This is a genomic window from Agromyces subbeticus DSM 16689 (assembly GCF_000421565.1).
GTDB classification, from domain to species: Bacteria; Actinomycetota; Actinomycetes; order Actinomycetales; family Microbacteriaceae; genus Agromyces; species Agromyces subbeticus.
In genome coordinates this window covers 117485-142490 of sequence record NZ_ATXG01000012.1, presented here as the reverse complement: position 1 = coordinate 142490, position 25006 = coordinate 117485, and the positions used below count along the sequence as shown (strand labels likewise).

Annotated in this window: 30 protein-coding genes and 1 tRNA gene; 21 read left to right on the top strand and 10 right to left on the bottom strand. The window is 69.9% G+C overall.

Annotation, left to right across the window (positions count from 1 at the left end; genetic code table 11):
- Window positions 1-211 precede the first annotated feature (211 nt).
- The 5 genes from H521_RS26605 to H521_RS0115625 all read left to right on the top strand — a co-directional run bounded on the left by H521_RS26605 (window position 212) and on the right by H521_RS0115625 (window position 2566).
- Entirely contained in the window at window positions 212-346 is a 135-nt protein-coding gene (locus tag H521_RS26605) for a hypothetical protein (RefSeq protein ID WP_022893963.1), read from the top strand.
- Between the two features lie 34 nt (window positions 347-380).
- Entirely contained in the window at window positions 381-827 is a 447-nt protein-coding gene (locus H521_RS26110) for a hypothetical protein (protein WP_022893962.1), read from the top strand.
- Window positions 776-1252, top strand: coding sequence for a MerR family transcriptional regulator (locus tag H521_RS26105; RefSeq protein WP_022893961.1), 477 nt, complete (start codon window positions 776-778; stop codon window positions 1250-1252). Before H521_RS26110 ends, H521_RS26105 begins: the two co-directional genes overlap by 52 nt.
- Window positions 1249-1752 (top strand): amino-acid N-acetyltransferase, encoded by a 504-nt coding sequence (locus H521_RS0115630; protein WP_022893960.1) that lies wholly within the window; start codon window positions 1249-1251, stop codon window positions 1750-1752. Before H521_RS26105 ends, H521_RS0115630 begins: the two co-directional genes overlap by 4 nt.
- A gap of 178 nt (window positions 1753-1930) precedes the next feature.
- Window positions 1931-2566 (top strand): hypothetical protein, encoded by a 636-nt coding sequence (locus tag H521_RS0115625; RefSeq protein ID WP_022893959.1) that lies wholly within the window; start codon window positions 1931-1933, stop codon window positions 2564-2566.
- On the opposite strand, the gene H521_RS0115620 is transcribed toward H521_RS0115625, so the two are convergent.
- Window positions 2560-2844, bottom strand: a complete 285-nt coding sequence (locus H521_RS0115620; RefSeq protein WP_156891487.1) for a hypothetical protein — start codon at window positions 2842-2844, stop codon at window positions 2560-2562. The genes H521_RS0115625 and H521_RS0115620 overlap by 7 nt on opposite strands.
- A gap of 301 nt (window positions 2845-3145) precedes the next feature.
- On the opposite strand from H521_RS0115620, the gene H521_RS0115610 reads away from it, so the two are divergent.
- Complete coding sequence (locus tag H521_RS0115610; RefSeq protein WP_022893956.1) at window positions 3146-3556, top strand: hypothetical protein; 411 nt, start codon at window positions 3146-3148, stop codon at window positions 3554-3556.
- A 25-nt stretch (window positions 3557-3581) separates the two neighbouring features.
- Here the strand turns inward: H521_RS0115610 and radA are convergent, their stop codons facing one another.
- Window positions 3582-4946, bottom strand: coding sequence for a DNA repair protein RadA (gene radA, locus H521_RS0115605; protein WP_022893955.1), 1365 nt, complete (start codon window positions 4944-4946; stop codon window positions 3582-3584).
- Between the two features lie 9 nt (window positions 4947-4955).
- Entirely contained in the window at window positions 4956-5750 is a 795-nt protein-coding gene (locus H521_RS23750) for an SGNH/GDSL hydrolase family protein (RefSeq protein WP_022893954.1), read from the bottom strand.
- A 127-nt stretch (window positions 5751-5877) separates the two neighbouring features.
- On the opposite strand from H521_RS23750, the gene H521_RS0115595 reads away from it, so the two are divergent.
- Window positions 5878-5967: transfer RNA gene (locus H521_RS0115595), tRNA-Ser, on the top strand.
- Between the two features lie 112 nt (window positions 5968-6079).
- Here the strand turns inward: H521_RS0115595 and H521_RS0115590 are convergent.
- On the bottom strand, window positions 6080-6460 hold the full coding sequence (locus tag H521_RS0115590) for a glyoxalase/bleomycin resistance/dioxygenase family protein (protein ID WP_022893953.1): 381 nt from the start codon (window positions 6458-6460) through the stop codon (window positions 6080-6082).
- A 121-nt stretch (window positions 6461-6581) separates the two neighbouring features.
- Entirely contained in the window at window positions 6582-7661 is a 1080-nt protein-coding gene (locus H521_RS0115585; RefSeq protein WP_022893952.1) for a DNA polymerase IV, read from the bottom strand.
- Between the two features lie 142 nt (window positions 7662-7803).
- Here H521_RS0115585 and H521_RS0115580 point away from each other — a divergent pair, with 142 nt between their 5' ends.
- The 4 genes from H521_RS0115580 (at window position 7804) to H521_RS0115565 (ending at window position 10004) form a co-directional block, all read left to right on the top strand.
- The gene (locus H521_RS0115580) at window positions 7804-8343 is read left to right on the top strand and encodes a GNAT family N-acetyltransferase (RefSeq protein ID WP_040424794.1); all 540 of its coding nucleotides are present in this window, start codon (window positions 7804-7806) and stop codon (window positions 8341-8343) included.
- A gap of 76 nt (window positions 8344-8419) precedes the next feature.
- Window positions 8420-8713, top strand: coding sequence for a DUF6412 domain-containing protein (locus H521_RS0115575; RefSeq protein ID WP_022893950.1), 294 nt, complete (start codon window positions 8420-8422; stop codon window positions 8711-8713).
- A 104-nt stretch (window positions 8714-8817) separates the two neighbouring features.
- Entirely contained in the window at window positions 8818-9633 is an 816-nt protein-coding gene (locus H521_RS0115570) for a YidC/Oxa1 family membrane protein insertase (protein ID WP_022893949.1), read from the top strand.
- Between the two features lie 95 nt (window positions 9634-9728).
- Entirely contained in the window at window positions 9729-10004 is a 276-nt protein-coding gene (locus tag H521_RS0115565; protein WP_022893948.1) for a GlsB/YeaQ/YmgE family stress response membrane protein, read from the top strand.
- A gap of 105 nt (window positions 10005-10109) precedes the next feature.
- On the opposite strand, the gene H521_RS0115560 is transcribed toward H521_RS0115565, so the two are convergent.
- Complete coding sequence (locus tag H521_RS0115560) at window positions 10110-10859, bottom strand: glutamine amidotransferase (RefSeq protein ID WP_022893947.1); 750 nt, start codon at window positions 10857-10859, stop codon at window positions 10110-10112.
- Window positions 10856-11587 carry a LysR family substrate-binding domain-containing protein gene (locus tag H521_RS23745; protein ID WP_022893946.1) on the bottom strand — a complete coding sequence of 244 codons (732 nt, stop codon included), beginning with the start codon at window positions 11585-11587 and terminating at the stop codon, window positions 10856-10858. Before H521_RS23745 ends, H521_RS0115560 begins: the two co-directional genes overlap by 4 nt.
- Window positions 11588-11721: 134 nt before the next feature.
- Here H521_RS23745 and H521_RS0115550 point away from each other — a divergent pair, with 134 nt between their 5' ends.
- Window positions 11722-12102, top strand: coding sequence for a DUF5997 family protein (locus H521_RS0115550; RefSeq protein WP_084512455.1), 381 nt, complete (start codon window positions 11722-11724; stop codon window positions 12100-12102).
- Between the two features lie 57 nt (window positions 12103-12159).
- On the opposite strand, the gene H521_RS0115545 is transcribed toward H521_RS0115550, so the two are convergent.
- The gene (locus tag H521_RS0115545) at window positions 12160-12813 is read right to left on the bottom strand and encodes an alpha/beta hydrolase (RefSeq protein WP_022893944.1); all 654 of its coding nucleotides are present in this window, start codon (window positions 12811-12813) and stop codon (window positions 12160-12162) included.
- Window positions 12814-12849: 36 nt separating this feature from the next.
- Here H521_RS0115545 and H521_RS0115540 point away from each other — a divergent pair, with 36 nt between their 5' ends.
- Window positions 12850-13431 (top strand): NUDIX hydrolase family protein, encoded by a 582-nt coding sequence (locus H521_RS0115540; RefSeq protein WP_022893943.1) that lies wholly within the window; start codon window positions 12850-12852, stop codon window positions 13429-13431.
- Here the strand turns inward: H521_RS0115540 and H521_RS0115535 are convergent.
- Window positions 13398-13922: a nitroreductase/quinone reductase family protein gene (locus tag H521_RS0115535; RefSeq protein WP_022893942.1), complete on the bottom strand. Its 525-nt coding sequence runs from the start codon at window positions 13920-13922 to the stop codon at window positions 13398-13400. The genes H521_RS0115540 and H521_RS0115535 overlap by 34 nt on opposite strands.
- A gap of 164 nt (window positions 13923-14086) precedes the next feature.
- Window positions 14087-14590, bottom strand: coding sequence for a GNAT family N-acetyltransferase (locus H521_RS0115530; protein ID WP_022893941.1), 504 nt, complete (start codon window positions 14588-14590; stop codon window positions 14087-14089).
- A gap of 222 nt (window positions 14591-14812) precedes the next feature.
- Here H521_RS0115530 and H521_RS0115525 point away from each other — a divergent pair, with 222 nt between their 5' ends.
- The 8 genes from H521_RS0115525 to H521_RS0115490 are packed head-to-tail and all read left to right on the top strand — an operon-like array spanning window position 14813 to window position 24989.
- Entirely contained in the window at window positions 14813-16798 is a 1986-nt protein-coding gene (locus H521_RS0115525; RefSeq protein WP_022893940.1) for a glycoside hydrolase family 127 protein, read from the top strand.
- 44 nt (window positions 16799-16842) lie between these two features.
- The gene (locus H521_RS0115520) at window positions 16843-18540 is read left to right on the top strand and encodes an ABC transporter substrate-binding protein (protein WP_022893939.1); all 1698 of its coding nucleotides are present in this window, start codon (window positions 16843-16845) and stop codon (window positions 18538-18540) included.
- 4 nt (window positions 18541-18544) lie between these two features.
- Window positions 18545-19504 carry an ABC transporter permease gene (locus H521_RS0115515; RefSeq protein ID WP_022893938.1) on the top strand — a complete coding sequence of 320 codons (960 nt, stop codon included), beginning with the start codon at window positions 18545-18547 and terminating at the stop codon, window positions 19502-19504.
- Window positions 19504-20499 carry an ABC transporter permease gene (locus H521_RS0115510; RefSeq protein ID WP_022893937.1) on the top strand — a complete coding sequence of 332 codons (996 nt, stop codon included), beginning with the start codon at window positions 19504-19506 and terminating at the stop codon, window positions 20497-20499. Before H521_RS0115515 ends, H521_RS0115510 begins: the two co-directional genes overlap by 1 nt.
- Window positions 20496-21353 (top strand): ABC transporter ATP-binding protein, encoded by an 858-nt coding sequence (locus H521_RS23740; protein WP_022893936.1) that lies wholly within the window; start codon window positions 20496-20498, stop codon window positions 21351-21353. The genes H521_RS0115510 and H521_RS23740 overlap by 4 nt, the downstream gene beginning before the upstream one ends.
- Window positions 21353-22201, top strand: coding sequence for an ABC transporter ATP-binding protein (locus tag H521_RS0115500; RefSeq protein ID WP_026482347.1), 849 nt, complete (start codon window positions 21353-21355; stop codon window positions 22199-22201). Before H521_RS23740 ends, H521_RS0115500 begins: the two co-directional genes overlap by 1 nt.
- Entirely contained in the window at window positions 22198-23517 is a 1320-nt protein-coding gene (locus tag H521_RS0115495) for an alpha/beta fold hydrolase (RefSeq protein WP_026482346.1), read from the top strand. Before H521_RS0115500 ends, H521_RS0115495 begins: the two co-directional genes overlap by 4 nt.
- Entirely contained in the window at window positions 23514-24989 is a 1476-nt protein-coding gene (locus tag H521_RS0115490) for an aminopeptidase P N-terminal domain-containing protein (RefSeq protein WP_022893934.1), read from the top strand. The genes H521_RS0115495 and H521_RS0115490 overlap by 4 nt, the downstream gene beginning before the upstream one ends.
- Window positions 24990-25006 lie beyond the last annotated feature (17 nt).

Genomic DNA, 25006 nt, shown 5'->3' with positions numbered 1-25006 from the left:
ATTCGGGCGATCACGTGCACGTCGACTTCAAAGACGGCGAGTTCCTCTTCACGACCACGCAGCGCGAGCTCCCCGTGGGCCTCGGCGTGAACACGGCCGCTGCCATCGGCACCGGTCCGGTGAGCCCCGACCTGGCGGCTGCGTCGGGCGAGTAGCCGGAACGACACGAAGGGGCGGATGCTGCGGCATCCGCCCCTTCGTCGTCTGCGGCGTGCACCGACTCGACCAGCGCGCCGTCGTCTGCGGCGTGCACCGACTCGACCAGCGCGCCGTCGTCTGCGGCGTGCACCGACTCGACCAGCGCGCCGTCGTCTGCGGCGTGCACCGGCCGGGTGCGCGGACTTGACCCTGCACCATGGTGCAGGGTCGATCATGACGGAATGACCGACGCACTCGCACTCGCCAGTCCGACCACCGCCACCGACTACGTACGCCCGCGCTGGGGGCGAGCGGGCGCCGTCTACGACCTGATCGTGACCGTCGGCTTCGCGACCCCGTTCACCGCCTCGCTGCTGCTCGGCGCCACTCGCTGGGCGCACGACGCGTTCGACGTGCCCGGAGCGCAGCTGCCCGCCTTCGACGCGACGGCCCTCATGTTCACGAGTATGTTCGGCACCGCCGTGACGATGTGGGCGGTCGCCCGCCTTCTGCGCACCGAACCGAGATTCATCGCGATCGACACGATCGGCCGGGCGATCTTCGCACTCTGGATGACGTGGGCACTGTTGAATGGGCAGAGCGCGACGATCGTCGTGTTCCTGATCGGGGAGGTCCTGTGGCTGGCACTCCAGCTCAGCGGGTTGCTGCGCCTGCGCACGAAGCACTGACGATCGGGCTGCTCGCCCGGTCGGCCGACGTCGCCGTCAGCACCGTGCGGTTCTACGAGCGGCAGGGGCTCGTCGAACCCGACGCGCGCTCGCTCGCCGGCTACCGTTCGTACTCGCCCGAGGCGGTGCAGCGTGTGCGGTTCATCCGGCGGGCGCAGCGCCTCGGCTTCACGCTGCGCGAGGTGCGCGACGTGCTGCGGCTCTCCGATGCCCCCGAACTCATCACCTTCGATGAGGTCGCCGAGCAGGTGGCGGGCAAGCTCGTGGAGCTCGACGAGAAGATCGGCGACCTGACCCGCGTGCGGGCGGCGCTCGCGTTGCTCATCGAGACCGGGCCGACGCACCCGCGATGCCCCGTGATCGACGCCGTCGCCCGCCCGGGCGAAGAGGCCCGGCCGGCCGCGAGCAATACGATGAGTGGATGACCGAGTTCCATGTCCGCCGGGCGCGCACGAACGATGTGCCGCGAATCATCGACCTCGTGGAACCGCTCGTCACTCGACGCATCCTGCTCGGTAAGGAGCGCGTCGACCTCTACGGCTCGGTGCAGGAGTTCCGCGTGGCCGAGACCGACGACGGTCGACTCATCGGCGCCGGCGCGCTGCACGTCATGTGGGAGGACCTCGGCGAGGTGCGCACCCTCGCGGTCGACGACGCGTGGCTCGGTCACGGCGTCGGCCATGCCCTGCTCGCCGCGCTCGAGGGCGAGGCGCGCGAGCTCGGCCTCAGCCGGCTCTTCTGCCTCACCTTCGAGACGGCATTCTTCGGCCGGCACGGCTTCGTCGACATGGGGCGCGAGACCGTCGACCCCGATGTCTACGCCGAACTCGTGCGCTCGAACGACGAGGGCGTCGCCGAGTTCCTCGACCTCGCGAGGGTCAAGCAGAACACGCTCGGCAACACCCGCATGCTGAAGCTTCTCTGATGGTGGCGCTGTCGGGAATCGGCCCGCTGGTGATGTGCGCATGCTGAAGCTTCTCTGATGGTGGCGCTGTCGGGATTCGGCCGCTGGTGATGTGCGCTTGCTGAAGCTTCTCTGAGACGGCATTCGGCGCGCCGAGCGGATGCCGCGGGCAGCGGCGTCCCGGTCGTACCCTGTGTGCATGTCGACGAACACACCGGCCGGGCGGCAATCGCCGCAGGTGTACCGACGTCGGCGCATCGTGGTGCTCATCGGACTCATCGCGGTCATCATCGCGATCGTGCTCGTCATCGTGCGCCCGGGCGCGAGCCAGGGTGACGAGGCCGGGGGCGCCGGTGCCTCGCCGAGCGCGGTTCCGACCACCGCGCCAGAGACGACATCCATTCCCACCGAGCCGACGGCCGCCGACGGCGACCCGTGCGCGCCCGAGCAGGTCTCTGTCGAGGCGATCACCGACAAGTCCTCGTACGAGCCCGGCGAGCAGCCGCAGCTGTCGGTCACGATCACCAACGTGGGCACCAACGTCTGCGTGCTGAATGCCGGCACCGCGGCCCAGACCTTCACGATCACGAGCGGTACCGAGGCCTACTGGACCTCGACCGACTGCCAGGTCGACGCCATCGACGCCGAGGTCTCGCTGACACCGGGCACGCCGGTGAGCTCGAGCGTGCCGATCATCTGGGATCGCACCCGCTCGACCCCCGAGACGTGCGAGGGCGCGCGTGAGACGGTGCCGGCCGGGGGAGCGTCGTACCACCTCGCGGTCTCGGTCGACGGGTTCGAGTCGGCCGAGCAGAAGCAGTTCCTGCTCTACTGAGTCGGCCGTGACGTCGAGTGGGGGTAGCCGGCGAAGGCCGGCGCGGTCGCCGCGGGCGGGTCGAAGCGCACGAGCGCGTTGGCGGCGTCGAGCGACGTCGCCGATGACATGAGCTGCTGGTCGGCGGGGTCGAGCGCCCACTTGATGACGAGAAAGACGTCGCCCCGCTTCACGTCGCGGTAGCGGCGGATGATCGCCTTCGGCAGGGCTGGGTCGTTGCGCATGCACACCCACGTGTCGCCGTCGACCCTGATGGGTTTCGGGAGGCTGCTGGCCACGGTGCTCCTTCGGGTGGAGCGCGCCGGCCCGCGCGATTGATTCGATGGTACGAGCGCCCGACGACATCGTCGCTCGGGCAGGAATCAGGTGAATGCGCCGGCGCCGTGGGGTCAACGAGAACGCCGTCGTCTTCGTCGACACCTCGGACCCTCACGGTCCGGCACAGACATCTTAGGGCTCTTTCTTCCGAAGTACACATCCCCTTCCGGGGCAGTGCCACAAGTCGGTGACAGACACCCCAGGGTGCGCCGTGGGCGGACGGCGGCCCGCGGCGTGACATCCGCTCGGTACCCTTGTGGAATGGCAGGCAAGGCACGAGGCAAGCAAGCGGCGGAGCCCGTGGAGTTCCATTCGCAGGCGCTCGCAGAGGCGCTCGAACGGCAGGACATCGCGGCGGTGGCGCTCGCCCTGCGGCACGGCAACACCGTGGTGCCGCTCGTCAAGCCCGGACCGCGCGACAAGCCCCTCGACGGCGGCGAGGTGTGGACCTATCGCGATCCGAACACCGGCGAGGTCGCGCTGCTGCTCTTCAGCGACGCCGCGTACAAGCCCGCGAACCTGCCGCCCGCGGTCGGCCTGCAGAGCCCTGCATGGCTCCGCTCGTTCCTAAAGCGTTACGAGTCGACGATCACGACGGTGTTCCTCGACATCGCCGGGCCCCACCCGATGCAGGCGCCGCCCGCCGAGCTGCTGCGAGCGCTCGAAGCGTAGCGCCTGCGGCTCACTGCTCGCTGGATCAGAACGCGGCGTCGAGTTCGCGCTCGCGCGGGCCGGTCGAGGCCATCATGGCGCGCTGCACGGCGGCGTGCACGCTGCCGGCCTCGACATCGAGGATGGTCGTGTAGCCGAGTCGCTTGGCTTCGGCGGCGCGCTGCTTGGCCGCTGTGACGGGCCGCACTTCACCCGCGAGGCTGATCTCGCCGAACGCCGCGAGCTCGTGCGGCACGGCGCGGTCGCGCATGGCCGACGCGATGGCGACCGCGATCGCCAGGTCGGCGCCGGGCTCGGCGAGCCGCACGCCGCCGACCGTGGAGACGTAGACGTCATGCGCGCCGAGGGTCTTGAGGCCCGCCCGGCGTTCGAGCACGGCGATGATCATGGCGACGCGTGACGGGTCGACGCCGTTGACGACACGACGCGGTTGCGGCGCGTTCGTGGAGACGACGAGCGCCTGCACCTCGACGGGCAGCGCCCGCCGGCCCTCGAGTGCGACGGTGACGCACGTGCCGCTCACCGCGCTGCGGCCGCTCGAGAGGAAGAGGCCCGACGGGTCGGGCACCTCGGCGATGCCCTCGCCCGTCATCTCGAAGCAACCGACCTCGTCGGTCGGGCCGAAGCGGTTCTTGAGTGCGCGCACGAATCGCAGCGCGGTCTGGCGGTCGCCCTCGAACTGGCACACGACGTCGACGAGGTGCTCGAGCAGGCGGGGCCCGGCGATCGAGCCGTCTTTCGTGACGTGGCCGACGAGCAGCACGGGCAGCTGCCGCTCTTTCGCGACGCGGATGAGGGTCGAGGCGACCTCGCGCACCTGGCTCGGTTGCCCGGGCAGGCCGTCGGAGAGCGACGATGACACGGTCTGCACGGAGTCGACGATGAGCAGCGCGGGCCGGATGGCGTCGACCTGCCCGAGGATGGTCGCGAGGTCGGTCTCTGCGGCGAGGAAGAGCTCGCTCTGCAGCGCGCCAGTGCGACCCGCACGAAGGCGCACCTGGGCGACCGATTCTTCGGCCGTGACGTAGAGCACCCGCCGGCCGCTCGCGGCGACGCGGGCCGCGACCTCGAGCAGGAGCGTGGACTTGCCGACCCCTGGCTCGCCGGAGAGCAGGATCGCGGCGCCCGCCACGATGCCCCCGCCGAGCACCCGGTCGAACTCACCGATGCCGCTCGGCCGGTGCGCGGCGTCTTCGGTCTGCACGTCGAGAATCGACCTCGCAGTGCGGGCTTCACCGAGCTGCACCGCTTGCACGGCGCGCACGATGCCCGTGGCCTCTGCCACGTCGACCACAGTGCCCCACTGCTGGCACTCGCCGCATCGACCCGCCCACTTGAGGGTGCTCCAGCCGCACTCTGAACAGCGGAACGTGGAGGTGGGGCGGGCCATGCCCCGAGACTAGCTGCGGCCGCCGACAGTGAGCGCGTCGGCGCGCGCGCCGAGCTGAGCAGCGACGCGGGCGACGGCCGGGCGGAACGCCTCGGCCCAGACCGCGTAGCCGTGGTCGTTCGGGTGGAACATGTCGCGAGCGAACTGCGTCAGGATGCCGCGCAGGCCCTGCCGCCGGGTCAGCTCGTGCAGCGGCACGACGACGAGGTCGTGCTCGCGGGCGATGGCGCGCAGCATCCGATTGGCCTCGGCGACCTTGCGCTCGTTCTGCGGAAAGTAGAAGCACGGCAGGTCGGCGACGACCGCGTGGGCCGGCAGCTCGGCGAAGATCGAGCGGATGTTGCGCTCGAACGTCGCGGGATTCCAGTCGGCGATGTCGTTCGCTCCGATCGACACCGTCACCACGTCGGGCTGCAGCTTGCGGAACCGCGGCAGCTGATCGCGAACGGCGAGTGTGGTTGTCGCCCCCGAGACACTGAGGTTCACGACCCGCACGCTTCGGTCGGTCGTCTCGCGCAGGCCGTCGGCGATCACGCCGACGTAGCTGCGGTCGGGCCGGGAGGCGCCGATGCCCTGCGCTGCGCTGTCGCCGATCGCGACGTAGAGCAGCTCGCCCTCGACCTTCGCGTGGTCGCGCCACCACTTCGAGTGCACGGGGAGCGTGTCGTTCAGCGTGGCCTTGTTCTCGAGCACCCGGGCGCGGAACGGTCGCACGCCGAAGGTGCCGAGCACGGTCGACGCGGCGAGCCGAACGCCCGCGGCGAGCCGCGGGGCGTCGGGCGAAGGAGCGGGAAAGACGGTCACGAGCTGAACCTAGAGTGCCCCGCTTCGAGTGGGCTGCATACCGGCTGTACGTCAGCTGAGGCATCCGCTCGGTTCGGTGCCGGTGCGCGTTTTGGCGCTTGCCCGCTCGTCGTCTACCATTGTCCTCGGTACCGTGTCCGAGCGGCCGAAGGTGCAACTCTCGAAAAGTTGTGTGGGTGAAAGCCCACCGTGGGTTCAAATCCCACCGGTACCGCCACACGAAACGCCCCGCGATCCCGGTGAACACCGGGATGCGGGGCGTTTTCCTGTGCGGCGCCCGGCCGGCCGTTCTCATCGTGTCGCATCCCGCGAACAGGGTGCGCGCGCGTTCAGGCCCAGGACTGCTTCCGGGAGTCGACCAGGTGAATCACGTCCGACGGTGACGATATCCAGAATCCATCGAACGCGGTGCCGAGGTCTTCGATCTCATCGCGTCTCGCGACTCCGGCCTGCTCCAGCGCACTGGCTGCCGCACCGGTGTCGGATGCCACGACCTCGAGCCAGACTTCGGCCTGCGAGAGCCCCGGGCAACGGTCGATCCAGAGATTGCAGGAGCCGAATTCGAATCCGGTGGCGTCACCGCCCGGTCCGGATATGGGCGGCAGCTGCAGCACGTCCCGATAGAAGCCGACCGTTGCGTCGTAGCGATGCGGCGGCACCTTCATGGCGATGTTGCGGCCCCCTGAGAACACGGCGTGCTGGTCGGTCATGACTTTCCTCCTGAGAGCGAGTTGATGGCATTGAACACTTGCAACCCTAGGGTTGCAGCATTGTAAATGCAACCTTGTGATTGCATATCGGCGTGCGTCGGGTCGAATGCGGTCGCCGGGCTCACCAGCCGCTGCGGGTCGGCGTGTGCCCCTCGCGCGCCTCCTCGGGCATCGGCATCTCGGCGCGCAGCCCGAGCAGGCGAATCGGCCGCTCGGCCTCGATGCGGCCGGCGAGCTCGAGCGCGCGGGCAACCACTTCAGCGGCATCCGAGGTCTCGGCGATCTTCTTCGTGAAGACCTTCGTGGTGAACGGCGTGTAGCGCACCTTGAGCGTCAGGCCGATCACCGGCCGGCCCTCGGCCGCGACGTCGGCGAGCACTCGCGACGTGAGCTCGCGCACGGCCTCCTCGATCTGCGAGCGCTCGGTGAGATCCTGCTGGAACGTCGTCTCCCTGCTGTGCCCGCGGGCGACCCAGGGCGTGTCGTCGACGACGTCGGAGCCCTCGCCGCGCCCGAGCTGGGCGTACCACGGCCCCATCTTCGGCCCGAAGTCGGCGACCAGCGCGGCGGGGTCGACGGCGGCCAGCTCGGCGACGGTCGAGATGCCGAGCGCGGCGAGCCGACGGGAGATCTTCGAGCCGACGCCCCAGAGGTCGATCGTCGGCCGGTCGCCCATGACGTCGAGCCAGTTCTCGGCGGTCAGCCGGAACACCCCGCGGGGCTTGCCGAAACCGGTCGCGACCTTCGCACGCACGAGGGTGTCGCCGATGCCGACGCTGCAGTGCAGGCGAGTGCGCTCGAGCACGGCCGCCTGCGTCTGCCGGGCGAACGTCTCGGGGTCGTCGGTCTCGATGCCGACGAACGCCTCGTCCCAGCCGAGCACCTGCACGATCGCACCCGGCTGCGAGCGCAGCGTCGCCATGACCTCGGCGGAGGCCGCGGCGTACGCCTCGGCGTCGACCGGCAGGATCACGGCGTCGGGCGCCTTGCGCGCGGCGATGCGCAACGGCATGCCCGAACCGACCCCGAACTCGCGAGCTTCGTAGGACGCCGTCGAGACGACCGCCCGCTCGCTCGGGTCGCCGCGACCGCCGACGATCACCGGCTTGCCCGCGAGCTCGGGGCGCCGCAACACCTCGACGGCGGCCACGAACTGATCGAGGTCGACGTGCAGCACCCATGATGTGCGACGTGCGGTCACGCGACCAGTCTGCCTCGAAGACCGCCGATGCGCTCGGATCGGGAGTGCGCTGCCGATCTGCGCCGGGTCACCCGGTGTTAGCGTGGATGCCCGGCCACGCGGCATCCGCGCCGTGAACGTCGGCGGAATCGGAGGCAGGCGCGTGCAGCAGGCGGTCGAACTCGACGACGGCATCGTGTTCCGCGAACTCGCGGCAGACGACGGCCCCGCCCTTGCCGCGGCGTACGCGCGCAACCGCGAGCACCTCGCGCCGTGGGAACCGGCGCGCACCGACGCCTTCTTCACCGCGGAGACCCATCGGCGCGATGTCGAGGCGACGCTCGAACGGCTCGACGCGGGTCTGGCGATGCCGTTCGTGTTGACCGACGGCGACGACATCATCGGCCGCATCAACCTCTCCGACGTCGTGCGCGGGGCCTTCCAGAACGCCCATCTCGGCTATTGGATCGACGCGCGATACACCGGTCGCGGCCTCGCCACCACGGCGGTCGGCCTCGCCGTGCACGCAGCGCGCGACGCGGGCCTGCACCGGGTGCAGGCGGGCACCCTCGTGCACAACGCGGCATCCCAGGCGGTGCTCGCACGCAACGGCTTCGAGCGCTTCGGCCTCGCCCACCGCTACCTGCGCATCGCGGGGGAATGGCAGGACCACATGCTCTTCGAACGCCTGCTCGACGAGTAGTCCGTTCGCCCCGGCGATGCCGGTGTTAGCGTGGTGTCACGCAGACGCAGGCACACGCCCACAGAGAGGAGACGACATGATCGAACTCATCGTCGCCCTCTTCCGCGTCGCCCAGGCCTCGCTCGAGATCGCCCTCGCCTCGAACGCGCAGATGTCGGTCGTGCTGCTCGGTGTCGTCGGAGCTGCCGCCGTCGCCGTGGTCGTCGTCGCCTGTCAGGCGATGCCGTCGATCGTCGCGGCCGACGCGAGCGGCGCGGCCTCGAGGTTCCGGCAGACGGCCGACCCGTGGCGGCTGCTCGCACAGAGCGACCCCGACGCCCCGGGGCGCGCGCGCCCGAGGGCGCCGACACGCGGCATCGCGGCCGCGTAGCGACATCCGACCCACGCCGAACCGCCCATCGGGCGGACGTTCGGCGACTCGATTCCTCGCGGCCAGACGTGCCCGTTCGTCTCTCGACCGCAAGGAACCTCCTCATGGATCTCTACGCCTTTCCGCCCATCGCCGCCCTGCTCGACGGGGCGCACGCCGTGCTCATGACGCTCGCCGGCCTCCTCGAACCCGTCATCGGCATCGCGAGCGCGGCGGCGGCCGTCGTGCTCGTCACCCTGCTCGTGCGCGCCGCGCTCATTCCGGTCGGTGTCTCGCAGGCCAAGGCCGAGCAGGTGCGATCGCGCCTCGCGCCCAAGCTCGCCGCGCTGCAGCAGAAGCACAAGAAGAACCCCGAGCGGCTGCAGCGCGAGACGATGGCGCTCTACGGCGAAGAGGGCACCACGCCGTTCGCCGGCTGCCTGCCGATGCTCGTGCAGGCGCCCATCGTCGGCGTGATCTACGCGCTCTTCATCCTGCCCACGATCGCGGGGCACCCGAACGCGCTGCTCGAGCAGACGTTCTTCGGCGTCCCGCTCGGCGCGAGCCTCGCCGGCGACCTCGCCACGGGCACGGTGAGCCCGGGCGCCCTCATCGTGTTCGGAGTCGTGATCGCGGGCATCGCGGTGGTCGGCGAGATCACCCGCCGCGTGCTTCGGCCGCAGCAACCGGTCGCCGCGCCTGCGGCTCCGAACCGAGCGGATGCCGCGGGGCGCGCCGGTGCCACCGGAGCACCCGCCAACCCCCTTGCCGCCCCAGGGGTTGCCACCGCGCTCGGCGCCCTGCAGTTCATCACGGCCGTGATCGCGGCCTTCGTGCCGCTCGCGGCCGCGCTCTACCTGCTCGTCACGGTGGCCTGGACCCTGCTGCAACGGGTGCTGCTGCGCCGCAGATACCCGCTCGAGGTCACCCGAACGGCGTGATTCGCGCGTATATTGCATCGCCCACGACGGAAACAAGGGGTTGCTGAGCTTCGGCTCCAGTGGTTTGGTTGGGATATCGAACGAAGGAGCACAAGATGAGTTTCCTCGCGTTTCTGATCCTCGGCCTCATCGCCGGTGCGATCGCCAAATTGATACTGCCGGGGCGTCAAGGTGGCGGCTGGTTCGTCACCCTGCTGCTCGGCGTTGTCGGAGCACTGCTCGGCGGCTGGATCGGCAGTGCCATCTTCGGTGTCGGCATGGACCAGTTCTGGGATCTCGGCACCTGGCTCCTCGCCATCGGCGGCGCCATCATCGTGCTGCTCATCTGGGGTCTCATCACGCGAGGCCGCAGCAACAGCACGACCGCCTAGCGGTCGGCACGACGCACCACGGGCCATCGGTCGCTCGATCAATCGAGCGGCCGATGCGCCCGCTTCGTCGTGCGACTGACCGTGCACTGCCGCCGTGCGACGGGTTCAGCTGGTCGTGCGCTGCTCCGCGAACTCGGCGAAGCGCCGCAGCAGGCGCTGCGGTTCGGTGACGGATGCCGCGGTGAGCCGTTCGCCGACCTCGCGCAGTTCGCTCGCCGGAAAGTAGCCGTGGTGGCGGTAGACCTGGGCGCGCGCCACGAAGTCGGTGGTCGAGACCTCTGGGTGGAACTGGGTCGCGTAGACGCCCGAGCCGACCCGGTAGATCTGCACGGGGCATCCGACCGACGAGGCGAGCAGGTGCGCCTCGTCTGGCAATCGCTCGGTCGCCTCCTTGTGGCCGACGAGCGCCTGGAATCTACCGGGCAGCGCACCGACCAGGGGGTCGGCGACCCCCTCGGCGGTGAGCCGGATCTCGACCGCCTGCGCCGCTTCGCCGTGCGTCGTGCCGACCTCGCCGCCGAGCACCCGGGTGAGCACGCCGATGCCGTAGCAGGTGAGCATCAGCGGGAAGTCGGCGGCCAGGGCCGACTCGGCGAGTCTCGCGAGGTCGGCCTCGACGCGGCGCTGCACCTCGTGCTTGCCGCTCTCGGGCGTCGTCACGTTGTAGGGGCTACCGCCCACGACGATGCCCGCGTAGTCGGCGATCGTGACGTCGCCGAGCGGGTCGACGTCGAGGCGCACGTGCTCGAGCCGGTCGGCGTCGACGCCCATGGCCCGTCGCACCGATTCGTACTCGGGGCCGACGGCCTCGACCTCGGGGCGTGCAGAGAGGAAGAGGAACGGCCTCGAACTCATCGGCCTCTCCGACGGCTGCGCTGCTTCGCGCCGGCGCCGGTGCGCGGCGCGGGCCGGCCACCCTTGCCGGCCCCCTTGCCACCTTTGCCGCCCTTACCGGCACCGTTTCCCGCTGCCTTGGCGGCGGCGGCGCGGCGTTCGGCGGCGGCGAGTTTGGCCGCCTTCGCAGGCTTCATCGGGGGCGGGTCGTCGGACGATCCGCGTGAGCTCTTCGCTCCCCGGCCGCGCACGACCGCCACGAACTCCTGGATGTCGTCGTCGTCGCGGTCGCGGCGCCAGACGAGCGAGATCTGCGTCGCCGCGGCATCCGTGACCGGGACAGCGACGACGTCTTTGCGTCGGTGCAGCCGTGCAACCGAGTGCGGCACGATCGCATACCCGGTGCCCGCTGCGACGAGCTCGATCGTCATCGCGATGTCGGCCTGGGCCGGGGCTGGCGTCTCGCCGTCGAGCTCGGCGAGGGTGAGTGACTCGGCGTCGGCGAGCGCATGCTCCTTCGGGAGCACGACGACCGCGAGCTCCTCCCAGAGGGTGATGGCATGCAGGCCCTCGATGTCGACCGGCAACCGCACGAACGCGAGGTCGGCGTCGCCGGCGAGCAGCGCGGTCAGTTGCTCGGGCTCATCGACGACGATGGCCTCGAGCGTGAGATCGGGCCGACGCTCGTTCCACACGCGCAGCCATTTCGACGGGCTCACGCCGGCGACGTATCGGAGTCGCAGTGTCACTTCGGCCCCCGTTCCCGTTCCGGCCGCGCGCAGCCTGCTCCCAGCGTAGACGATGCGCTGCCGCCGTCCGGTGGGCGGGTGCGGGCGCAACGGGCTACGGTGTGAGGGTGAGCAAGTCGAAGAACTCCCAGACCATGAAGGCGGAGACCGCAGCCAAGAAGCTCGGCATCCTCCTCGAGGCCGCGCCCGAGGAGTTCCGCGAGCGACTCATCACTCGCGACGAACTCGCAGCCCTCATGGCCGAGCCGCCCGAGTGGCTCGAGACGCTGCGCCGCGAGGGTCCGCACCCGCGCACGGTGATCGCCTCGAAGCTCGGCATCTCCAACTCGGGCCTCGCCCGCAGCGGTGTCGACGAGCCCCTGACGACCGCCCAGATCAAGGCACTGCTCGAGGCGCCGCCCGCGTGGCTCGTGACCGAGCGCGCCACCCAGGCGGCCGTGCGCGCCGAGAAGATCCGCGTGGGCGAGCGCGACAAGGAGCGCGCCGAGCGCCGCGCCGGCGGTTCAGGGGTCTAGGTCTCGATACGCCGCTCCTCGACCGGCGGTCGTGCGCTCCGCTACTCGTGCGCTCCGCTACTCGACCGGCGGTGCCGTGTAGCGAGCCGCGAGGAACGCCGCCGCGTCGGCGAGCTCGAGCTCGGAGACCGAGTGGCCGAGGCCCTCGTAGATGCGCTCGTCGAGCGCCGCATGCTCGGGCAGCCACGCCTGGGTGCGGGCCACGGATGCCGCGGGGATCACCTCATCGGTCGTGCCGCGCCCCCAGAAGACGGGAGGCTGCAGCTGCGACATCCGCTCGTCGCCCTCGCGCCGGCCCGGCAGCGCGAAGCCGGCGAGGCTGACGGCGAACGCGAATCGCTCGGGCGCTCGCCGGAGCAGCTCGAGTGCCATCGCGCCACCCTGCGAGAAGCCGAGCAGCCCGACCGAGGCGGCGTCGGGCGCGACCCGATCGAGCCAGTCGATGACCGCGGTCGTCGCGAGATCGGCCCCGTCGATCGAGAGTTCGACGCCGTCGTCGCTCAGCGGGAACCAGGCGTGGCCGTAGCCCGTGAAGGTCGGTGCGCGCAGCGATGCCACCGCCGGGGCGAGCGGCAGGTACGGGGTGAGGCCGAAGAGGTCGCCCTCGTTGGAGTTGTAGCCGTGCAGCAGCACGAGCAGAGGTCGCCCGGCTCGATCGGCGGTCGACGCCGACCACAGCACGGCGTCGTCGTCGATCCGCACGGAAGTCATGACGTCAACGCTAGCGGTGTGGGGCAGAATCGAGGCATGAGCGTACGCACCCCCGATCCCGACTGGAATCCCGACGACGAACCCGTCGTCAGGCCGCCGGCGAATCCGGGGTGGCTCACCGACCTCGAGCTCGCCGAGGTTCGTGGGCGGCTGCCGCTGCTCTACGTCGAGGCGGTGCCGGTGCGGGTCGACGGGCTCGGGCAGGTCACCGAGGTCGGCGTGCTGCTGCGCGCGAACGCCGTGGGCGAGATGACGCGCACGCTCGTGTCGGGTCGCGTCATGTACGGCGAGACGATTCGCGACGCGCTCTTCCGTCACCTCGAGAAGGATCTCGGTCCGATGGCGTTCCCACTGCTGCCGGCGAGTTCGGTGCCGTTCACCGTGGCGGAGTACTTCCCGATGCCGGGCATCTCATCGTTCACCGACGACCGTCAGCACGCCGTGTCGCTCGCGTTCGTCGTGCCGGTCACCGGCACGTGCGAGCCGCGGCAGGATGCGCTCGAGGTCACGTGGATGACGCCCGACGATGCGGCATCCGACGCGGTCGGCGACGAGTTCGAGGGCGGGCGCGGCCTGCTCGTGCGTCAAGCGCTGGCGTCGGTCGGCGCGCTGCGCTGACCCGCCGCACGGGGCTCGAGCACGACCACCGCGGTCTCGCGACGGCGAAGTGCGGACAGCGCTTCGATGTCGTCGCCGTAGAACTGCCACGCCGCCCACAGGCGTGCACGCTCCGCGCCGACCGCCGCGCGGGCTCGCACGTCGCGGGGACCGGTGGGCAGCACGACCGCAGCATCCGGGTCGGCGATGAGGTTGAGCCACCAGGCGGGTTCGGGTTCGGCCCAGCCGTTCATCGCGAGCGTGATGAGGTTCGGGCCGTCTTCGAAGTAGGCCACGATGACGGAGCGCTCACGGCCCGTGCGTCGCCCCGTCGTCGTCAGGCGCATGGTGCCCCATCGCTCGGGGCGAGGTTGCCAGAGGCCCGCGCGTCCGCGCGTGATCCGGTAGATGCCGCGGTGCACGACCCACGCGCCGCGCACGAACCACCGCGGCGGAATTCGGGGCGGGCGCTCCGTCGTCGTTCTCGAGGAGCCCTTCGATGTGTCGTCCACCGTCGCCCCTTCCCTTCTGGCCCGCGCGAATCGCGGGCTCTTCGAAGGTTTCCGCAGTTCGCCGGCAGCGTCAATCGGCCGATCGGCCGAGTCGGGGGCACACTGGTCAGGCGCGTTGGGGGAGTTGCGAGTCTCGAGACGCTTCGCTCCTCGACGGGCGGGTGCTAGCGAACCAGCCGCACCTCGTGGATCTCTTCGCCGAGGAACGGCTGCACCTGCTCGGCGCCGTCGGCGACGAAGCCGTTGCGCGCGTAGAAGCGGTGCGCGCGCGGGTTGTCGGCGGCGACCCAGAGGTACACGGCGTCGTCGCCGACGGCGGCGTCGAAGAGCTTCTGGCCGATGCCGGTGCCGTGGTAGGCGTCGAGCAGGTAGATGAAGAAGAGCTCGCGCTCGCGGGGCGCACCCTCGTCGCGGGCCGGCCCTGAGCCGACGAAGCCGACGATCTCGCCGTCGACGAGGGCGGCGAACTGCTGGTACTCCTCACCGCGCTCGGCGTAATGGTTCCACAGTTCGGCCATGCGGCGCGGCGACAGGTGCTCGAAGGCGGCGGCGCTGATCAGGTGGTCGTAGGTCTCGTGCCAGCAGGTCGCGTGCACGCGACCGAGGGCCTCCACATCGGAGTCCCTGATGGGGCGGACGACGACATCGGCAACGACTTCGGTGCTCATATCCCGAGACTAAGCCAGCTTGCGCGCGCGACGAAATCGAGGCACCTCGGCGTCGGCGTGCCAGAGCAGTGTGCCGCCCGGTCGTTTGTTTCGGTCCTGTGAAGTCCTGCGCTTCCATGCCCGTCCGGCTTGACTCGGGACGGTCGTGCGAAAGTAATATGTCACCCACTACTAAATGACGTAGTGTGATGCATCACACGGTACAGAAGGGTCTGATCGTCCATGGAAGACATCGCCGTCGAACCAGGAGTGGCACCGGCACCATCGGTGACGAAGCGACCCGCGGTCGCCGTGACGACCTCGCCGCGACAGGCCCTCGGCACTGCGAACGTTCGCGTGACCTCAGGGCTCCTGGCCGACTGGCAGCACCGCAACCGCACCGCGACCATCCCGCACACGATCGAACAGCTCCGACTCGCTGGCAACGTCGACAACCTCCGTCGCATCGCCCATCCCGAGAGCCCCGAGGCCGCACGACCCTTCCGCGGTCGCTACCCGTTCCTCGACACCGACGTCTTCAAGACCCTCGAGGGACTCGCCTACGAGCTCGGCCGCGGAGATGAGGCACGTGCGGATGCCGAGACCGCCGCCTTCTACGACGAGGCCGTCGATCTCATCGAACGGGCACAACGCGCAGACGGCTACCTGAACTCGTACTTCCAGGCGCCCGACGTCGAGAAGGAGCCGTGGCAGGACCTCGCATGGGGCCACGAGCTGTACAACCTCGGCCATCTCGTGCAGGCGGCGGTCGCGGCATCCCGCCAGCTCGGTGACGACCGGCTGCTCACGGTCGCCCGCCGCTTCGCCGACCTGGCGTACGAACGATTCGGACCCGACGGCGACGACATCGTCTGCGGACATCCGGAGATCGAGATGGCGCTCGTCGAGCTCAGCCGTCAGACCGGTGACGAGCGCTATCTCGAGCTCGCGAGCCTGTTCATCGATCGACGCGGCCGCGGCACCGTCGAACTCAGCGTGTTCCCGGCCGAGTACTTCCAGGACAACGCCCCCTTGCGCGAGCTCGACTCGGTGACCGGCCACGCCGTGCGCATGACGTATCTCGCCGCGGGCGCCGCCGACGTGGTGCTCGAACGAAGCGACGAGACGCTCGGCACGGCGCTCGAGCGGCTCTGGAACGACATGGTCGACACGAAGCTCTACCTCACCGGCGGCCTCGGCAGCAGGCACTCCGACGAAGCGATCGGCGACCGCTTCGAGCTGCCCTCCGAGCGCTCGTACAGCGAGACCTGCGCCGCGATCGCGACCATGCAGTGGGCGTGGCGGATGCACCTCGCCTCGGGCGAGACGACCTATCTCGACGTCTTCGAGACCGTGCTCTACAACGCCTACGCCGCCGGGCTGTCCGACGACGGCCGGGCCTTCTTCTACGACAACCCGCTGCAGCGCCGGCCCGACCACCAGCAGCGCACCGGTGCGGAGCCCGAGGGCGAACTGCTGCGCCGGGGCTGGTTCGTCTGCCCGTGCTGTCCGCCCAACATCATCCGGTGGACCGCCGAGCTGCAGGATCACCTCGCCCTCGTCGACGCCGACACGCTCTTCCTCGCGCAGTACACCGGCGCCCGCATCGCGCACGACGGCCTCGAACTCGAGATGACGACGGGCTACCCCTGGGACGGACGGGTCGCGATCGAGGTCGTCTCGGCCGCACCCACCGCATCGCGCATCGCGCTCCGCGTGCCGGCCTGGTGCCGGGGCGCGCAGTTCACGATCAACGGCGAGACGGTGGCGACGGATGTTCCCGCGGGCTGGCTCCGCGTCGAGCGCGCCCTCGTCGCCGGCGACCGGCTCGAGCTCGACCTCCCGATGCCGGTTCGCGCCCACGGCGCAGATCCTCGCGTCGATGCGCTGCGCAACTCCATCGCGTTCGCCCGCGGTCCCGTCGTCTACTGCGCCGAGCAGGCCGACAACGACGTCGAGCTCGACGAGCTCACGCTCGACGCAGCTGCCGCCGCGGCCGCGCTGACGACAGCTCGCGCCGTCACGCCGAACAGCCGCGACGAGACCCGCATCATCACCATGCCCGCCCGGATCGCAGCGCCCCACGAAGGCGGCCTGTATCCCGAGCTCGGCACCGATGCGGTGACGGATGCCGCGGCATCCGCCACCACGACCGCAACGCTCGTTCCCTATCACCTCTGGGGGAACCGCGGAGCGGCGGCCATGCGCGTGTGGTTGCGCACGGCCTGAAGTACAGCACCGCTCCTCACTCACCCCAAACGAAGGAAGACAGCATGAAGCAACGCACTGCGCTCCTCGCCCTGACGCTCGCGGGTTCGCTCGCGCTCGCCGGGTGCAGCCCCGCATCCGACGCCCCCGACTCCGGCGGCGACGGCATCGGCGGCACGCCGACCGCCGGTGGCACCCTCCGGGTGCTGCAGAACGCCGACTTCTCGCACCTCGACCCCGCACAGGGCTTCGACGGCGGCGTCAACAACTTCTACCGGCTCATCTACCGCACGCTCACCACGCAGGGCACCGGTGAAGGCGCCGAGGGCACCGAGATCGTGCCCGACCTCGCGACCGACCTCGGCACGCACAACGACGACGCGACCGAGTGGACCTTCACCCTGAAGGACGACATCTTCTTCGAGGACGGCACGCCGATCACGAGTGCCGACGTCAAGTTCGGCGTCGAGCGCGCGCTCGACCCCTCGATCTCGATCGGCTCGCCGTACGCCAAGATCGTGCTCGACATCCCCGAGGGATACGAGGGCTTCTACAGCTCCGGGCCGCTCGACTCGATCGAGACGCCCGACGAGAAGACCATCGTCTTCCACCTGAACCAGCCCTACGCCGACTTCGCCGCCGTCGTCGCCCAGGCGCCGTTCACCCCCTTCCCGGCTGATGCGGGCGTCACGACCACGAGCGTCGACCAGCAGCCGATCGCATCCGGGCCGTACCGGGTCACCGAGTACCAGCGCGGCAGCACGCTCGTGCTCGAGCGCAACGAGCACTGGAGCAAGGAGAGCGACGACGTGCGCGGGGCCTACCCCGACTCCTACGAGTGGAGCTTCGGCCTCGACGGCGCCACGATCGACGAGCGCATGATCGCGGGACAGGGCGACGACCGCAACGCGATCGCCGGTTCGGTGCAGGCGGCCTCGATCGCTCGCATCCAGACGCCCGAGATCCAGGAGCGCACCATCCAGGGCCTGCAGGGCTGCACGACGTACATGCCGATGAACACGACGAAGCCCGGCATGGACAACCCCCTCGTTCGGCAGGCGATCAACCTCGCCGTCGACAAGCAGGCCGTCAAGGACGGCACGGGGGGCAGCCAGCTCGCCGACATCGCCACGACGATGATGCCGCCGACGGTCGCCGGGTTCACCGAGTTCGACCTCTACCCCTCCGACGACTTCGCGGGCGACCCCGAGGCGGCGAAGGACCTGCTGACGGAGGCCGGCTACCCCGACGGCTTCTCGTTCGTGCTCGACATCCGGAACAACCCGAAGATGCAGGCGCAGGCCGAGGCCATCCAGCAGTCGCTCGCGAAGGCGGGCATCACCGTCGAGTTCAACCTCATCGACTCGTCGACCTTCTACGAGGTCATCGGCACGACCTCGCAGCAGCACGATGCCGCGATAACCGGTTGGTGCCCCGACTGGGCGTCGGGTGCCACGTTCCTGCCGCCGATCTTCGAGGGCACCCAGATCTACGAGAAGGGCAACTCGAACGTCGCCCAGCTGAACGACCCGGCCGTCAACGCTCGCATCGCCGAGATCCGCGCGATGACCGACGTCGATGAGGCCAACGCCGCTTGGGGCGAGCTCGACGAGCAGATCATGGAGCTCGCGCCGGCCGTGCCGCTGCTCTTCGAGAAGGCCGTCATGGTGGTCGGGTCGAACATCGCGGGCGCCTACGCGCACGCGGGCTTCTCGGGCGGCATCGACTACGTGTCCGTCGGACTCGCCGACCCGGAGAAGTAAGCAGATGTCGACGGTCCCCAGCGAGCTGGCCGTCGAGTCGGAAGCGAAGGGGGCGCTGCCAACAGGCGGCGCCCCCACCCCGGCCCGACGCGTCATCGCGACGCTCATGAAGTCCCCGGCAGTCGTCGTGAGCGTCTGCATCATCGTGTTCATCGCGCTCCTCGCGGTGTGCGCGCCGCTCCTCGCGGTCATCACCGGCTGGGGGCCGTACGACTTCGACAAGTCCGCGATCGATTCCGATCTCGGCGGCATCCCGATCGGGCCCCTCGGCGGCATCAGCGCCGAGCACTGGCTCGGCGTCGAGCCCGGCAACGGGCGCGACATCCTCGTTCGCGTCGCCTACGGTGCGCAGGTGTCGCTCACCATCGCCCTCTCGGCGACGCTCGTCACGATGACGCTCGGGGTCGTGCTCGGCATGGTCGCGGGATTCTTCGGCGGCCTCGCCGACCAGATCATCTCCCGCGTCATGGACTTCCTCATGGCCTTTCCGACCCTCATCTTCATGATCGCCCTGCTCTCGGCGCTCCCGGCCGGCAACCGCCCGGTGCTCCTCGTCATCGTGCTCAGCATCTTCGGCTGGCCCTATACCGCCCGCGTCATCCGGGGCCAGACGATGACCTTGCGGAACAGCGAGTTCGTCGAGGCCGCGCGGGCCTCGGGCGCCCGCCCGATGCGCATCGCCTTCCGCGAGGTGCTGCCGAACCTGCGCGGCACGATCATCGTGCTCGCGACGCTCGCGGTGCCCGGCTACATCGGCACCGAGGCCGGACTGTCGTTCCTCGGTGTCGGCGTCATGCCGCCGACACCGTCGTGGGGCCAGATGATCTCGACGGCCGTCGGCTGGTACGCGGTCGACCCGATGTTCTTCCTCATCCCCGGCACCTTCCTCTTCCTCACGGTGTTCTCCTTCACCGTGCTCGGCGACCACCTGCGCACCGCGCTCGATGCGGGGGATGCCGCGTAATGCTCTTCTACTTCGCACGCCGCATCCTCGCTGCGATCGGCGTCCTCCTGCTCATCAGCCTGTTCACGTACGCGATCTTCTTCCTGCTCTCGCCCGATCCGGCGGTGCAGATCTGCGGCAAGACGTGCACGCCGGAGCGCATCGACCAGATCCGCTCCCAGCTCGGACTCGACCTGCCCTTCTGGCAGCAGTACTGGCAATTCCTCTCGGGCATCTTCACGGGCCGCACCTACGGTGAGGGCGCCGCAGCGATCCAGTGCGCGGCGCCGTGCCTCGGATTCAGCTTCCAGACGAACGAGCCCGTGACCGACATGATCACCACCCGCATGCCGGTCAGCATCACGGTCGCCGTCGGCGCCGCGGTGCTCTGGATGCTCGCGGGCATCGGCGGAGGCCTCCTCAGCGCCGTCAAGCAGGGCACCGGCTGGGACCGCGGCGTCATGATGACGGCGCTCGCCGGCATCAGCCTGCCGAACTACTTCGTCGCGCTCCTGCTGCAGTACGTGCTCGTCGTGCAGTTGCGCTGGCTGCCGTTCCCGCAATCGGTGCAGTTCGCCGAGGACCCGCTGCTCTGGTTCCAGTCGTACCTGATGCCCTGGCTCGTGCTCGCCTTCGGCTACGCCGCGATGTACTCGCGCATCGTGCGAACCAACGTCATCGACACGCTCGGCCAGAACTTCATGCGAACCGCCCGTGCGAAGGGACTCGACGCCCCGCTCGTGCTGCGCCGGCACGCCCTGCGGCCGTCGCTGACGCCCGTCGTGACGCTCTTCGGCATGGACTTCGCCGGCCTCCTCGGCGGGGCGCTCATCACCGAGACGGTGTTCGGGCTGAACGGCGTCGGCAAGCTCACCGCCGACTCGATCGCGAAGAACGACCAACCCGTGATCATGGGCGTCACCCTGCTCGCCGCGGGGCTCGTCGTCATCGCGAACATGCTCGTGGATGTCGCGTACACCTACCTCGACCCGAGAGTGAGAGTGAAATCGGCATGAGCATCACATCACCACGCACGATCTCGATTCCGGTGCCCGGTGCGACATTGCTCGAGGTCGAGCACCTGACCGTCACCTTTCCGACGTCGGCCGGCCCGGTCGAGGTCGTGCAGGACGCCTCGTTCCGCGTCGAGGCGGGCGACACGCTCGGCATCGTCGGCGAGTCGGGCTCGGGCAAGTCGATGACCTCGCTCGCGATCATGGGGCTGCTGCCACGTGGCGGCACGGCGACCGGCAGCATCCGCCTGAACGGTCACGAGCTGCTCGCCCGCAGCGACCGGGAGATGCGGCGAGTGCGGGGCGACAAGGTCGCGATGGTCTTCCAGGATCCGCTCTCGTCGCTGAACCCGTACTACACGGTCGGCCGGCAGATCGAGGAGGCCTACCGGGCGCACAACGGCGGCAGCCGCAAGAACGCGCGCAACGTCACGATCGAGGCGCTCGAGCGGGTACGAATCGCGGATGCCTCGCGGCGGGTCGACCACTACCCCCACCAGTTCTCGGGCGGCATGCGCCAGCGCATCATGATCGCGATGGCACTCTGCCTCGAGCCCGACCTGCTCATCGCCGACGAGCCGACGACGGCGCTCGACGTGACGGTGCAGGCGCAGATCCTCGAGCTGCTCGCCGAGCTGCAGCGCGAGACCGGCACCGGCATGATCTTCATCACCCACGACCTCGCCGTCGTGAGCCAGGTCGCCGACGACGTGCTCGTGATGAAAGACGGCCGGCAGGTGGAGCGCGGCACGGCCGAGCAGATCTTCTCCCGGCCGCAAGCGCAGTACACGCGAGCACTGCTCGCCGCGCTGCCCCGCATCGACGATCCGTTCGACCGGCTGAAGGGAACGAGCTGATGACCGAGAGCATCCTGTCGGCAAAGCACGTGAGCAAGGTGTTCGTCACCCGGGGCGACGGGGCGGTGTTCGCCGGCACGACGCGCTTCACCGCCGTCGACGACGTGAGCTTCGAGGTGCCGCGGGGCAAGACGCTCGGCATCGTCGGCGAGTCGGGCTCGGGCAAGTCGACGACCGCGCGCATCGTCGCGAAGCTCATCGACCCGACCGAGGGCACGCTCGAGTTCGAGGGCGACGACGTCACGAAGCCGAGCGGCCGCGCGCTCGCCGCGTTCCGCTCGAACGTGCAGGTCGTCTTCCAAGACCCCTTCTCGTCGCTCAACCCCCGCCACACGGTCGAGAAGATCATCTCGGCCCCGCTCGACTACCAGGGCATCACGCCGAAGCAGGGCAAGCGCGCCCTCGTGCGCGAGCTGCTCGAACGCGTCGGCCTGAACGCCGATCACGCGCAACGCTATCCCGGCCAGTTCTCGGGCGGTCAGGCCCAGCGCATCGGCATCGCCCGCGCGCTCGCGGTCAGCCCCAAGCTCGTGATCTGCGACGAGGCCGTCTCGGCGCTCGACGTCTCGGTGCAGGCGCGCGTCATCAACCTGCTGAACGAGCTGCAGGCAGAACTCGGGCTCAGCTACGTCTTCATCGCCCACGATCTCGCCGTCGTGCGCCAGATCGCCGATACGGTTGCGGTGATGAGCAAGGGGCGCATCGTCGAGCAGGGCGATCGCGATGCGATCTTCGGGCATCCGCAGCACGAGTACACGAAGACGCTCCTGGCCGCGGTGCCGCAGATCAACCCGGAGTGGGAACTCGAGCGGGTGCGCATGCTCGCCGCGGAAGGAGCAGTCGAATGATCCAGGCCGAGTACACGATCCCCGGCATGCACGTGCGCGACCACCTCGTCGAGGTGCCGCTCGACTGGTTCGACGACACCGAGACGCGCACTATCACGGTGTTCGCCAGGGAGCTCGTCGACCCCGTCAAACGGCGCGACGACCTGCCCGTGCTCGTCTACCTCCAAGGCGGGCCCGGCGGCAAGGGCCCGCGGCCGACCGGCCCCGACGGCTGGGTCGGCGAGGCGCTGAAGACGCACCGCGTCGTGCTGCTCGACCAGCGGGGCACCGGCCGGAGCTCCCGCATCGACGGAAGCGCCATCACCGCCATCGGGAACGCAGCAGCCCAGGCCGACTACCTCGCGTGCTTCCGCGCCGACTCGATCGTCGCCGACGCCGAGCACCTGCGGAAGACGGTGTTCGGGGGAGGCCGCTGGTCGACGCTCGGGCAGAGCTATGGCGGCTTCATCACGCTGAGCTACCTCTCGCACGCGCCAGAGGGTCTCGCCGCGAGCTATGTCACCGGCGGGCTCGCGAGCGTCTGGCCCGACGCGGCCGAGGTGTATCGCCGCACCTACCCGCGGGCCGAGGTCAAGAACCGCGAGTTCTTCCGCCGCTACCCGCACCACGTCGCCACGATGGCCCGCATCGCCGATCGCCTCGCCGCCGGCGACGTGCTGCTGCCCGGCGGCGACGTGCTCACGGTGCGACGATTCCAGAGCCTCGGCATCGACTTCGGCATGAAGCCGGGGTTCGAGCGCATGCACTTCCTGATCGACGAGGCGTTCGCCGGGGCATCCGACGACCTCACCGAGACCTTCCTCACGCAGGTCGAGGCGCGCAGCTCGTACAGCGACAACCCGCTGTTCGCCGTCATGCAGGAGTCGATCTACGCCTCGGCAGAGACGGGGGCGACGGCGTGGGCCGCTCAGGCCGAGCGCGAGCGGTTGCCGCAGTTCGCGGAGTCGGCCCGGCCGCTGCTCATGACGGGCGAGATGATGTACCCCTGGATGTTCCGGGAGATCCGGGCGCTCGCGCCGTTCGAGGCGGCCGTCGAGCGGCTCGCCGAGCGCACCGAGTGGAGCGCGCTCTACGACCTCGATCGGCTCGCCGCCAACGAGGTGCCGCTCGCGGCGGCCGTCTACCACGACGACATGTACGTCGACGCCGGGTTGCAGCTCGCCACCGCCGGCCATGTCGGCAACACCCAGGTCTGGGTGACGAACGAATACGAACACGACGGCATCGGCTCCGAGCGGGTCTTCCCGCGGCTGGTGCGACTCGTCGCGGAGCGGGGCGGCCCGATCGCCGACCCGACGAAAGGACGCACAGCATGACCGACACCCGGATGTCGCAGGAGCACGCCGGCCACGAGCACGCGAGCGCGGCGGCGTCGATGCCGGCGCCGGCGACGCGCGACCCGCGACTGCCACGACTGCGGGAGGTGCCCGCCTTCCTGGACTACATGGCGACGGGATGGGGCACCCCCGATCGCACCCCGCCGGTCGAGCCGGGCGTCGCCGCGGCATCCGCCGCCCACCGCGCGCGACTCGGCGCCGCCTTTCCCGGCCGCACGATCGTGGTCGCCTCCGGGTCAGCGCCCGTGCGCGCGAACGACACGAACTACGACTTCCGGCCCGACAGCGACTTCTTCTGGCTGAGCGGGTGCTCAGCCGAAGACGCCGTCGTCGTGCTGACGCCGGCCGGCACCGCGCACGACGCGACGGTCTTCGTCCCGGCACCGGCGTACCCCGGCGATCCCGACTTCTTCGGCAACGCCGCGCACGGAGAGCTGTGGGTGGGGTCGGCGCCCGACATGGGGGACTGGTCGGCCGCGCTCGGCCTCGATGTGCAGCCCATCGCACGACTGGCCGAGAAGCTCCGCCGCGGTGACGGCATGCTCGTCGGCGGAACGCTGAACTCCGGACACGAGGCACTCGCCGGCCGACACCTCTCGCCCGAGCTCGGACGGGTGCTCGCCGAGCTCCGCATGGTGAAAGACGAGTGGGAGGTCGCCGAACTCCGCCGTGCGGTCGATGCGACGATCGGCGGGTTCGAGAGCGTCATCCGCGAGATCCCGAACGCCATCTCGCTCGGCGGCGAGCGGTGGCTGCAAGGCACCTTCGACCGGCACGCGCGCACCTTCGGCAACGGGCCCGGGTATTCGACGATCATCGGCTCGGCCGAGCACGCGCCGACCCTGCACTGGGTGCGTTGCGACGGCCCCGTGAAGCCCGACGAGCTGCTGTTGCTCGACATGGGCGTCGAGACCCGTGCGTACTACACCGCCGACGTGACCCGGACGTTCCCGGCATCCGGCACCTTCAGCGCCGCCCAGCGCGAGGTGCACGATCTCGTCGAGGCATCGCACCGGGCGGGGCTCGCCGCGGTGCGACCCGGCCGGGCATTCACCGACTTCCACACCGCCGCGATGGAGGTCATCGCGCGGGGTCTCTCCGACTGGGGCCTGCTGCCGGTCTCGGTCGATGAGGCGCTCTCCGCCGACGGCCAGCATCATCGCCGGTACCTCGTCTGCGGCATCGGTCACCACCTCGGTCTCGACGTGCACGATTGCGCCCGATCGAGCTACGAGGCGTACCAGGGCGGCGAGATGCAGCCCGGCATGGTGCTCACCGTCGAGCCCGGATTGTACTTCCACGCCTTCGACGAAACGGTGCCGCCGGAGTTGCGTGGCATCGGAGTTCGCATCGAAGACGATATTTTGGTCACCACCGGCGGTTCCGAGGTGCTCTCGGATGCGCTGCCGATCGATGCCGTCGGCCTCGAAGAGTGGATGCGAGCGCGGTAGTCACGCCGCTCGCAATC